Below are 11802 nucleotides of genomic sequence, written 5' to 3'. Positions count from 1 at the left end.
TATGCCAAATATTAAAATCAACGCAGTCACGGCTATTCAGTCACATCCGTCAAATACCATTCTAGAAACAATGGAGAACGCGGGTCTAGAGCCAGAATATAACTGTAGAGATGGCCACTGCGGCGCTTGTCGATGCAAGCTTATTTCTGGTGAAGTTGAATACGTTGGTTTTGCGATGGCATACACGCAAGATAAAGAAATCTTACCATGCATCTGTAAAGCGAAAACAGACATCGAAGTAGAAGGTGTCAATTACTCGCTTAAAGAAAAACGCGCATAAGTATGCAGAACATAAAAATGGCCAGCATTACGCTGGCTATTTTTATATTTGAACTCGAACACCTGACAAAAATTCATCTGCAGTAAGCATTGAAACGGGCTTATCTGCGATCTCCCTTCCATCATCATCAAACAACGATAATCGGTAGCCTAAACAGTCACCGCTTGGCTTATCTTCTGGCGCTTGTAACCACAAAGAGATAACATCTTGATGTTTGCCGTTAAGTACTTCACCTAGAAAGACTTTTTGGCTCGCCACTTGATACCAAACGAGGATCTTTGACTGAGTAAACATGCTAACCTCCTTGAGCAATTTAAATCCCGAATTGTCATTCTATAGGTTATTTTGCCGATTGCACGTTTCAAATCTAAGACAATTTCCTGTTCTATTGAAAATCATCCAGTTAAGCTATATTCGAATTTGGCATATAAAAATAATATGCGTACAACTGAGTAATAAGAAACAGTTTCATTCACTTAATACGGAATAGCAGACTGAGCCAATTTGACAAAACTGGCTCTCTCGCCTAGTTGAATATTTATGCTTGCAACATGCTTCGAGGAACGAACATCTCTTTGTTACTAGTAAGTGAACTGTATTGAACAAACATGGGTTTGCCATTGAGGTACCGACGAAGCATATCTGCTGCAACAGTCGTAATCACCAAAGTCCGTTCTTCACGAGTATAACGGCGGTTGAAAGTCAATGTCTGTCCCCACTCACCTTCAGGTGTCGCAAGTGCCACTGAAAACGTTTTGTCTACGACTTTTCCGGTTACAATGGCGATGTCCGTTGCACATTTTTCCTTAGTCGCACCCGCTAATGCAAATGACGCGGCAAGGGGATCATCACTTTCATCACCCACAGTGACACGCTCGCCAAGCACCCAACCATGCCCACAATATTGTGCCGCCGCTTCTTTGGATTGTAGCCAGTGAGATAAAGCACCATAAGTAGATTGCTCTGCGGTCGCAATAGATTGCTTACGCTCTTGGATTAGATACGCGACGTGGTCTTGCATTGATTCATCCACACTGACCACGTTGCTTTCAATAAGGCTGAAGATGATTTGAAGCAACTTAACTCTGTTATCTAGGTCATTTCTAGGTCCGAACAGCTTTACTTCAATGTAGGGAAGATAAGAACGGTAGCCTAAGGTATATCCATCAGGAAGGTGGACCTTATCAAGTTTGTCAGACAAAGCAGATTCTGAGGTTCCAAAAGTATAGAGCTTACTGCACTCCTGCCCTAAAACATTGGTGTGTATGTTTTTCATATCAGGTAGAATTTGCTGTTCTACCATCATTTTAAACTCACTAGGCACACCTGGAGTGAAGTAGAAGTCACAACTATTAAAGCGAACTTTAAACCCACACGCAGTTCCGATCGGGTTATCGAGTAGAACTGAACCTTTTGGCAACATGGCTTGCTTGTGATTACTCTCCGACATCGCCAGACCACGTGCAGCAAAGAAATGCTCTAGCTTTTCTAACCATTCTGGGTATAGCTCTAGCTCTGTCTCCCCAGCAACAGCCGCAGCCTGCGCACTTAAATCATCGCTCGTAGGGCCCAATCCCCCATTTACAACAACCACATCACAATTGAAGCTCAGCATCATGAGTTCCTCTACCAATGCAGACATTTCGTCCCCAACGGTAGAGCGTTTGGTGACACTGAAGCCATGTTCAAAGAATCTTTGAGATAACCACGCAGCATTCGTATCGACGATGTCTCCATGGAGGACTTCTTCCCCAGTGCTCAGCATTGCGATTTTCAACATTATTTTATCCTTAGTGGGAAAATGTCACATATTTTAAGAGTTTAACTGATATTTATTATGGTATTAGGCCAAAAAAGAACTAAGTTTCTTATTTAAGACAATTATTGGTTCCTAATCTGCCAACTTTGTCGGATACTTGTGACCGTGATCATTAAAATAACAACGATGGAGTACTCCGTGTTAAAAAAAAGCATTACCGCTTTAGTATTATCAGCCTCTGCCCACGCGAGTGCCAATGTCTATGATTCTAACCAACATATTGAGTTCTCATACGCAGTAGATCAAGCTGAATCAGACACGTTTTTCTATCATTCTTATCAATATCAGCAATCCGATCCATTTTCGCTCAGTTTGACAGAAAACGACCTAAAACTAGATGGCCCAGGCCTGCCCAAGTATCTGACAGTATCAGACGGTAAAGATTGGGATTACCTTATGGGGCAAACCTATACCATATTAGGCCTAAGTGTCGCGACAGTCGGCCTGATGACACTTCTACCTGAATCAATCACTAAGTGGGACGAGGAAGACCGCGATATTAGCGGTTTAGGCTCAAAGTGGAAAGATAATGTCACTTCTGGTCCCACTTGGGATCGCGATGAACACTTTCTCAACTACATCATGCACCCCTATTTCGGCGGTGTATATTACACTGCTGCCAGACATGCTGGGTTCAATGAGTTTGAATCGTTCCTCTACTCTGCCACTATGTCGACATTCTTCTGGGAATACGGCGTCGAAGCGTTTGCCGAAGTACCTTCATGGCAAGATATTTTTATAACTCCTTTTTTTGGTGCCGTTGTGGGCGAAATGATGTTTGAAGCTGAACAGGATATCGTCGCCTCTGGTGGTGAAGTGCTCGGCTCAGAAACCGTTGGTGATGTTTCATTGTTCTTCCTTAACCCTGTTGGTCATATTCATGGCTGGGTGAGTGGTGCTTGGGGTGGCAGTGCAGAGTTTCAGTACAGCAGTAAACCTTGGTTTGGTAATCAAGACGCAGCCAAATTCGCTCTGGATGCAGGAGCAAGCTACGACGATGTATTTTATGGCGTAGAAATGAAAGTAACGTTCTAAATCTAATCTTTTTGTAAAAGCGATGTCTTACATCGCTTTTTTTGTGCTCGTTGTAAAAGATCAGTAACAGTGACAACGATTTAGGGGGAAAACTTGACTCAGGTCAAACCTAACCTACCGCTTCATCCTAAACTGAAGTTAGGCACTGAATTAGTCTTTCGTCGCTTTAGAGATTGAAAGAGCATGCCTTACTTAGTGTTAGGAGGCCCAATATGAACAGCACATTTATTGTCAATTTTGTTGGTAAAGCGACACCTGCGACTATCAAGCAGCTTGCTGCAATCACTCATGAAAATGGGGGAAAGTGGCTTATTAGTAAAGTTAACTTCATTGAAGATCAGGTCGCTGCGGTAATAAAAATTGAGTTGCCGAGTGTTAACGAACAACTCGTAAAAGACGCATTTACATCTCACCCGGATTTGTTGGTGCAATTCTCAGAATCAAATCAGCATGCTCACGATGTTGATGCAATTTACCAACTCAGACTCGACTCCAACGATCGTGCTGGGATTGTCAATGAAATCACCCACGTATTAGACGGGCAAGGAATCAGTATTTTGGATATGGACTGCCAACGTGTGTTCATTGCAGGTGGTGGCGGTGTAAGTTCAAGCTTATTTACAGCAAATCTATCGATTCGATTACCAACGCAAATCAATATCAACGATGTCGCCAATGAGCTTGAATCTCTTAGTGAAGACACTCGGGTAATGGTTGAAAGCTAGCACCAACCCAAATAAAAAGAGAGCGACCAATCGCTCTCTTTTCTCACCTACTACTTCACGGACCACTGAGACAGTGAACGTTTGAAGTCTGAATAGTCAAATTCATTTAGCTTTTGAACCTCTCCTGAGGTTCTCTCACAGAAGACCGACGGCATACGCAGACCATTAAACCAGTTAAGCTTAACCATGGTATAACCTGCGCTATCCATAATGTGTAAACGTTGGCCAATTTCGAGCGGTTGGTCGAACTTAGCGACACAGAACTGGTCACCCGCTAAGCAAGAGCAGGAGCCTATAACGTACTCGTGCTCACCATTATTCGATGCCTCAAGAATTGACGCTGGCTCATCATAAATTAAGGTATCTAAACGGTGCGCTTCTGTCGCAGAGTCAACAATCGCTGTTTTCTTTACGTTTTCGACGATATCAACCACGGTCACAACAAGGTCAGTGGTCTTGGTAATGATCGCCTCTCCCGGCTCCAAGTACATTTGAACGCCATGTTTGACCGAAAACGCTTTCAGTGCCACACCCAGTTTCTCAATATCGTAGCCAGGCCAGGTGAAGAATACTCCGCCCCCCATACTAACCCAATCGAGCTTGTCCAAGTAGTCGCCAAACTGTTCAGAAATAGAATTCAATAACCCAATAAACGCGTCCACATCTTTGTTTTCACAGTTCATATGAAACATTACGCCATCAATATCTTCAAATACTTCTGGTTTTATGTGGTCAACTTGTACGCCTAAACGAGAGAACTGACGAGCTGGGTTTGCCAGATCTTGACCCGCATAACTGACACCAGGGTTCAAGCGTAGCCCAATCGACGCTTTACCCTCAACAATATGACGATAAGCAGCCAGTTGAGACTGTGAGTTGAAGATCATCTTGTCACAGATATCAGCCACCTCACGTACGTCATCTTCACTGTAACCAACACTGTACGCGTGTGTTTCGCCACCAAACGTTTCATGACCAAGCTTTACCTCAAAAGGACCAGAGCTTGTGGTGCCATCCAAGTAAGGCTTGATAATGTCAAACACGCCCCAAGTAGAGAAACATTTGAGTGCCAATACCAGTTTCACGCCGGAGATTTCTTTAAGCTGTTTTGCTTTCTCCAGATTTTCAATCAACTTATCTTCGTTGATCATAAAGTAAGGGGTTTTGAGTTGTTCGTTATTAGGTGTCATTTATACGCGCTCAAGCTCTAGATAAAGATGAAAAAGTAAAACCAATGGGTTGGTATTGGTTATTTTTGATTTTGTCCTGTCTGAACGAAGTGAGTTACAAAATTAAAATAACTAATACCCACTCCCTATACCTAAAAAGGGAACACTGATGCCCCCTTTTGATACCAAACTAAAAAATTCAGTCGTTACTTTTTAAGTTCGTGTATTACTGGCAGACCTTGACCCGCTTCAAGCTCTTGAACATGCCAATCAAGACCGATGCTTGGCATGGTTTCTAGGAATGGGTCTGGGTTTAGCTGCTCCATGTTGAACACACCTTTATCCGCCCACTCACCACGGAAGAATTGTAGCGCTGCAGTAATAGCAGGAACACCTGTAGTGTAAGAGATCGCTTGGTGTTCTACATCTTCGTAAGCCACTTCGTGGTCTGCGTTGTTGTAGATAAATACGCTACGCTCTTTACCGTCCTTCTTACCTTGTACCCAAGTGCCGATACAAGTTAAGCCAGTGTAACCCGGAGCAAGTGAAGTTGGGTCTGGAAGCAGTGCCTTCAGTACGTGTAAAGGTTGAACAACCGTACCATCATGCAGTGTTAGTGGATCCGGGCTAAGCAGACCAATATCACGCATACAGTTAAAGTAGTTTAGGTATTTATCACCAAAGCCCATCCAAAACTCAATACGTTTCGCTGGGATAAACTCTTTCATTGAACGAACTTCATCGTGCGCCATTGAGTAAACTTTGTGTGTGCCACAGTTAGGGAAGTCAAACTCAAGCATACGTGAGTGACAAGGGACTTGTTTCCACTCTTGGTTTTCCCAGTAGAAAGAGTCACCCTGAATTTCTAACATATTGGTTTCTGGGTCAAAGTTAGTTGCAAACTTTTTACCGTGATCACCAGCGTTAACGTCCATTACGTCAATCGTATCGATCTCATCGAAAAGGTGCTTCACTGCATAAGCTGCAAATACTGACACAACACCTGGATCAAAACCTGCACCTAGAATACCTGTAATGCCCGCTTCAGCAAACTTCTCACGGTAACCCCACTGCCAATCGTAAGCTTGAGGAACCTGCTGACCTTCAGAACATAGGTCAACCGCCACTGATGTATCTAGATAGTTCACCTTCGCTTGGTAACACGCTTCCATGATGGTCATATTGACCCACGGAGGACCGGCGTTGATAACAAGATTAGGCTGCACTTCTTTGATGAGTGAAACTAATGCATCTACATCATCAGCGTTCACTGCACGCGCTTCCAATTTCTTCGAGCTATCTTTTAGGTTGTTCTTTTTCTGGATAGATTCGATGATTTTTTCACATTTACTTACTGTGCGAGAAGCAATAGTAATGTCACCAAGAACATCATTGTTTTGCGCTGCTTTATGTGCAACAACCCAACCAACACCACCTGCACCAATTTGTAAAATAGCCATAGTATTACGTTACCTTTAATTCGCTAGCTCAGAAGCTAAAATTTTGATTTTATTTAGTAAAGATTCAAAGTCAGAGATCTTTAAGCAAGGGTTTAAAATAGTAAATTTAAGCGCAGACTTACCATTCACTACCGTTTCTCCAAGAACTGCAATGCCGCGAGTTAGGGCTTCTAACCTTAGAGTTTTATTCAGTTCATCCAAATCACGGGCGCCGGATTCATTAAATCGAAACAGAACGGTAGAAAGCGATGGTTCTGCCAGTAACTCAAAACAGGCATCATTATCGATTAGTCCCGCAACCTGCTGAGTCTGTTCAAGCAAATGATCATACATTTGACCTAACGTATCAGGGCCTACACTTTGCATCGTCATAAAGACTTTCAGTGCGTCAAAACGTTTGGTCGTCGCAATCGATTTATCGACTAAGTTAGGCAGTTCGTCATGTTCACGATTTAGATAATCCGCATGATGCAAAAGGTACTTAAAGTTCGTTTTGTCTTTTAGCAGCACAGCGCCACAGCTAATTGTTTGATAGAACAACTTATGGAAGTCAACGCTCACGGAGTCTGCTCGCTCTATACCTGATAAACGCGATTTATGACTGCTGAGAATCAACGCGCCGCCGTAAGCACTGTCAACGTGGAACCACAGTTCATTTTGCTTGGCAATATCAGCAATGGATGCAAGATCATCAATCGCACCATGGTCGGTTGTACCTGCTGTGCCGACAACAGCGAATGGGATCAAACCTTGCGATTTGAGCACTTCAACTTGTGTCGTTAATGCATCTACTTGGATGGTTCCGTTTGAGTTAGCCTCTACACAACAAACCGCGTTTTCACCAAGTCCAAGCAGTGACGCCGATTTTTGCACCGTGAAGTGAGACTTTTTTGAGCACAAGATACGAAGCTTGCTCGCGTACTCTGGTAGCCCTGACTTTTGAATCGAATGTGAATCGAGCTTATCGGCAATCCAATCGCGCGCAAGTAGTAATCCCATCAGGTTACTCTGGGTTCCACCACTGGTGAAGATACCGTCGGCTTGAGTACCCAACTCATACTTCTCGCACATCCAGTCAATCACTTTCTGTTCAACGTAAGTGGCTGCGGATGCTTGATCCCAAGAGTCCATTGATTGGTTTAGCGCAGCGATCATTGCCTCAGCGACAATCGAAGGCATCAGTGGAGGTGTGTGCAGGTGAGCGATACAATCTGGGTGCTGTACTATGATTGAATTCTTGGCAACCAAATCTGCCGTCTCACCAATCACGTCAATCAACGAAGCGTTTTTATTGTCCAAATCAATAGCATTGATTGCTTGCTCTAACTGCTTAGGCTCTAAGCCAGAGTATGGCGCATCAATTTGCTCAAACACAGCTTTCATTTTCGCTGTAGTATGATTCATGACTTTAGCGAACTCGTCACTGCCGGACTCACCAGTGTGGACGAAATGTTGCTTCCACTCAGAATCACTATATGCGCAATCTAGATGGCTACCGCCCGCGACAATAATCGCCTCTTCAAGCACTCGCAAAGCAAAATCGATCTGCTCAAAAGAGATGATCAGCGGAGGAAGGAAGCGAATCACAGAACCATCACGTCCACCTTTCTCAACCATCAAGCCTCGCTCTAACGCAGCGCGTTGAATTTTTAAGGTGAGATCACCATCGGCGACAGGCTCACCAAATTTATTCAGTTCATTGCCAGGCTTGCGAATCTCAACACCAAGCATTAACCCCTTGCCACGAACTTCTGCAATGCAATTTACTCGTGCTTTAATCGCTTCTAGACCGTGACGTAAATACTGACCAGCAATATTAGCGTGCTCAACTAAGTTGTCGCGTTGAATAATTTCTAACGCTTTAGCACCGGAAACCATCGCTAGCTGATTGCCACGGAATGTGCCCGTATGCTCGCCCGGTTTCCAAGTGTCATGCTGCTTGTTAATCACTAGCAACGACATTGGCATACCGCCGCCAATGGCTTTCGACAAACATAAAATGTCTGGAACTATACCCGCTTCTTCAAACGCAAAGTTGTAGCCTGACTTGCCGACACCACATTGAATTTCATCAAAAATCAGCAAGATTTCATGCTCATCACAAATACGACGTAGTTCTTTAAGCCAAAAAGCCGGAGCTGGAACAACCCCGCCCTCGCCTTGCACAGGTTCGACAACGATAGCCGCAGGCTTCATGATACCCGCTTCATCATCGTGTAATAGACGTTCAATGTAGCGAATGCTCGCTTTGGCACCCTCGTCACCGCCTAAGCCAAATGGGCAGCGCAAGTTATATGGGAATGGCATAAAGTGAACATCGGACATTAGACCTGTTCTACGCGCTTTAGTACCAAGATTACCCATCATGCCCATGGTGCCGTTGGTCATGCCGTGGTAGGCACCGCGGAAGGCGAACATGGTGTTTCTGCCTGTTGTTTGTTTTGCAAGCTTAATCGCCGCCTCAACTGCATCGGCGCCAGACGGCCCACAGAATTGAATCACACAATCGTCAGCAAGCTCTTGGGGTAAGAACGCTTTTACCGTTTTGATAAAGTGAGTTTTCGCTTCAGTTGCAATATCAAGCGTTTGGTATGGCAGACCGCTGTCTAGCTGAGTTTTTAGTGCTTGATTGATCTCTGGATGGTTATAACCCAAAGCCAGGGTCCCTGCACCTGCAAGGCAATCTAAGAATAACTGACCACGCGTATCCTCAACAAGTGCACCATAGGCCTGTTTTATTGCAATTGGCAAACGTCGTGGATACGAACGAACCTCAGACTCATGCTGTTCTTGCTCAAGCAGTATTTGATCAGGTGTAAGATCGTAAGTGCCTTCCAAGATTGGAATCTGAGATGAAAAAGGAGTTGCGATAGTAGTGTTCGTCACTGTGTTATCGACTTCAAAGGCTGTGCTCATGATTTAATCCCTTGAAATGTAGTTCTTTCCCTCATTTGAACGAAATCTAAATTGAGGGTACAGCAAGCCGCAGCGCAAATTAATTAAATAGCGCGTACGGAAAATCGATCCATCGTGGATGGATTACATATCGAGAAATTAGATCAAGGTTCAGTAATGCAACTGTCCTGTAAAACAGGGCATTGTGGAAGAACTAAGCTGATTAATGTGTGTTTGTTATGTGAGTTCAATGTTGGGTTTCCCATTCATATGCCGCACTGCGACATTAGTATCCCGTCTATCGACAAAAGGGCTTGTCGATACCTACCCTACGTGATGTCCACTCAGCCCGAATGCCATCACGCGTATCCCCCAGAATATCCTAATTTTGACTCATCTCCGAGATTGCGGCGAAAATTATCATAAATTGAAATCATCTGGCAATAATTTTTCACCTTCTCGCCAAAATAATCATTCAGCTATCAAAAAAAAGACCAACCGATAAGGGTTGGTCATTTCTCTGGCAATAAAGTTTACGCCGCATCTGTCTTAAGCACCTGAGTCAACATTTCCAGTTCATTGGTAATCGAGTTGTTTTCAACCAACCCCGCGTCTTCGAACGCGTTAGTGACTCCTTCCAAAATAATGGTTTGTTCTCGCCCGTCATCCGTCACCGTCATCACTACATCATCTCCATCGACTTCAGTGCTGATGGAGTCAATTAAGTCACCGACCAATACATTGTCATCTTCTTCTAGGATACCTCGCAAATCGATCAGGTCGTTACCTAAATCAAAGTTATCGACAACATCAGTACCGTTGTCTAGTGTTGAGTCTAACCAAGTAAACACATTGTCGTTTTCATCACCGAGCATAACTTGATTACCCAATTCTGCATCTAGATCATCCCCTTCAGCGGCAGACAGAACCTCATATTCAGGAGACTCAGACACATCAATCGTGACAGTCGATTCATTACTAATCGCAAGGTCTGAATCTACCGCAACATAATCAAACGTGACATCTTCGGTGATATCTTGCGTACCTGATAGGTATCTAAGTTCCCAGTTACCTCCCGTTGAACTCAACTCCATCTCCACAATTGGATTGTCTGGTGAAGAGTAACTGAACTCATAGAGGATTTGCTCGTTGCCCACATCACCTTCATCTTTCTGGTATTGTTCAACGTGCGTCGTACCATCAGCAAAGGTATAAGTTACTTCGACGTAGACACTGCTGTTAGTATTAAACTCCGCACCCATACCATCTAAACCAAAAGTCACCACATCAAGCGGGTTATCGCTAAAGTCAATAATCAAAGCTTCTTGTTTGTTCATCCCGTTACCATCAGTATCACCGATACCCCAACCTACATGCGGTTGATCTCCGGTGTACTGTTTGAGTGGTTTATTATTATTGTCAGTAATGGAAATACCTATGGTGTTGCCATTATCTAATGTAATAAGACGCTCAGTGTCACTCACCCACTCGCCCCAGTTATAAAAACCATCATCATCTAGCACTATGTCATCAGGGTCCCCACTGTAACCAATCTCAAATGGATCACCTGGGCCTGGGACATAGGTGAAGTTATCTGGATCAAACAGCTTCGCTGGGTCTATTTCTTCACCCATAACATGAAGGTCAGCTTCTGTTAGCACTCGTGTCTCACCAAAATCATCGGTGTAGAGTAACGTGCCATATTGAGGAAGAGATGTAATCATGACATTGAGTTCAACACCATTAAAGTCATCATCTTCATCAGAGATGTGATCCAAACCCTCATCATCGGAGTCGAAAATAATCGGTACAAAGATCGCGTCTCCGGCATCAACATCAAAGTCTTCGGTAACTGGGAGTTCATTGACATTGAGTTCGCTAAGTACGACATCAATGTCTGTAGATTTCTGTATACCAAACCCTTCTACCTCTGTAGCGGTGACAACCAAAGTATGCTCATTGGCAAGCGCTTCAAAGTTATTGGTAAACGCCAACACCCCTGCTGCAGTTAAACTTATGTTCCCATTGGTTGGATTAATCTCGAATAGCGGCTCGTCGTCGTCATTAAAGATATTTGTTTTAATGCTGTAGGTGACGTCCTCACCGTCTGCATCCGTCGCAGAAACGGTACCAATCACGTAGTCCTCTGTATTGTTCTCCAAATAGGAGAATGCGTACTGGTCGTCGTCGTTTGCATCAAACACTGGCGCGTTGTCATCAAGGTTGACCTCATCAAGGTTTACCGTCACATCGGTGGTTTTAACTGGGCCTAAACCTTCGTCTTCAGTGGCGGTAACCACTATGCTGTGTTCGTTTTCGGCCAACTCATAGTCGTTGGTAAATGCAGCCACACCCGCCGCTGTTAGGCTAATTTCCCCTGTGACTGAATCGATTTCAAACAGTGGCTCTTCCGCGTCAT

9 protein-coding genes are annotated in these 11802 nt (G+C 44.0%); 3 read left to right on the top strand and 6 right to left on the bottom strand.

The window, feature by feature from the left end:
* Position 1 precedes the first annotated feature (1 nt).
* A complete protein-coding gene (yfaE, locus tag ZX61_RS13640) occupies positions 2 to 280 on the top strand; it encodes a class I ribonucleotide reductase maintenance protein YfaE (protein ID WP_049845180.1) in 279 nt (92 codons plus the stop codon).
* A gap of 42 nt (positions 281 to 322) precedes the next feature.
* Here yfaE and ZX61_RS13635 read toward each other — a convergent pair whose 3' ends face one another.
* Both ZX61_RS13635 and ZX61_RS13630 read right to left on the bottom strand, forming a co-directional pair.
* Positions 323 to 574, bottom strand: coding sequence for a hypothetical protein (locus ZX61_RS13635; RefSeq protein WP_049845179.1), 252 nt, complete (start codon positions 572 to 574; stop codon positions 323 to 325).
* A 244-nt stretch (positions 575 to 818) separates the two neighbouring features.
* Positions 819 to 2060 (bottom strand): CinA family nicotinamide mononucleotide deamidase-related protein, encoded by a 1242-nt coding sequence (locus ZX61_RS13630; protein ID WP_049845178.1) that lies wholly within the window; start codon positions 2058 to 2060, stop codon positions 819 to 821.
* A gap of 177 nt (positions 2061 to 2237) precedes the next feature.
* Here ZX61_RS13630 and ZX61_RS13625 point away from each other — a divergent pair, with 177 nt between their 5' ends.
* Complete coding sequence (locus ZX61_RS13625; protein WP_049845177.1) at positions 2238 to 3134, top strand: DUF3943 domain-containing protein; 897 nt, start codon at positions 2238 to 2240, stop codon at positions 3132 to 3134.
* 212 nt (positions 3135 to 3346) lie between these two features.
* Complete coding sequence (locus ZX61_RS13620) at positions 3347 to 3859, top strand: glycine cleavage system protein R (protein ID WP_049845176.1); 513 nt, start codon at positions 3347 to 3349, stop codon at positions 3857 to 3859.
* A 50-nt stretch (positions 3860 to 3909) separates the two neighbouring features.
* On the opposite strand, the gene nspC is transcribed toward ZX61_RS13620, so the two are convergent.
* The 4 genes from nspC to ZX61_RS13600 all read right to left on the bottom strand — a co-directional run.
* Complete coding sequence (nspC, locus tag ZX61_RS13615) at positions 3910 to 5049, bottom strand: carboxynorspermidine decarboxylase (protein WP_049845175.1); 1140 nt, start codon at positions 5047 to 5049, stop codon at positions 3910 to 3912.
* A gap of 185 nt (positions 5050 to 5234) precedes the next feature.
* Positions 5235 to 6488 carry a carboxynorspermidine synthase gene (locus ZX61_RS13610; protein WP_049845174.1) on the bottom strand — a complete coding sequence of 418 codons (1254 nt, stop codon included), beginning with the start codon at positions 6486 to 6488 and terminating at the stop codon, positions 5235 to 5237.
* 15 nt (positions 6489 to 6503) lie between these two features.
* Positions 6504 to 9404: a pyridoxal phosphate-dependent class III aminotransferase gene (locus ZX61_RS13605; protein WP_049845173.1), complete on the bottom strand. Its 2901-nt coding sequence runs from the start codon at positions 9402 to 9404 to the stop codon at positions 6504 to 6506.
* Between the two features lie 512 nt (positions 9405 to 9916).
* Positions 9917 to 11802 (bottom strand): cadherin repeat domain-containing protein (locus ZX61_RS13600; protein ID WP_150115007.1); only part of this gene is annotated, 1886 nt, incomplete at its 5' end.

The organism is Vibrio sp. VPAP30 (genome assembly GCF_001188205.1).
GTDB classification, from domain to species: domain Bacteria; phylum Pseudomonadota; class Gammaproteobacteria; order Enterobacterales; family Vibrionaceae; genus Vibrio; species Vibrio bivalvicida.
The sequence above is the reverse complement of the archived record's forward strand: the minus strand, read 5'-3'. Positions and strand labels throughout refer to the sequence as shown.

Excerpts from the sequence above, each read along its gene's own strand:
- yfaE (WP_049845180.1), top strand. The coding sequence starts at position 2 with ATGCCAAATATTAAAATCAACGCAGTCACGGCTATTCAGTCACATCCG.
- ZX61_RS13635 (WP_049845179.1), bottom strand. The coding sequence starts at position 574 with ATGTTTACTCAGTCAAAGATCCTCGTTTGGTATCAAGTGGCGAGCCAA.
- ZX61_RS13630 (WP_049845178.1), bottom strand. The coding sequence starts at position 2,060 with ATGTTGAAAATCGCAATGCTGAGCACTGGGGAAGAAGTCCTCCATGGA.
- ZX61_RS13620 (WP_049845176.1), top strand. The coding sequence starts at position 3,347 with ATGAACAGCACATTTATTGTCAATTTTGTTGGTAAAGCGACACCTGCG.
- nspC (WP_049845175.1), bottom strand. The coding sequence starts at position 5,049 with ATGACACCTAATAACGAACAACTCAAAACCCCTTACTTTATGATCAAC.
- ZX61_RS13610 (WP_049845174.1), bottom strand. The coding sequence starts at position 6,488 with ATGGCTATTTTACAAATTGGTGCAGGTGGTGTTGGTTGGGTTGTTGCA.
- ZX61_RS13605 (WP_049845173.1), bottom strand. The coding sequence starts at position 9,404 with ATGAGCACAGCCTTTGAAGTCGATAACACAGTGACGAACACTACTATC.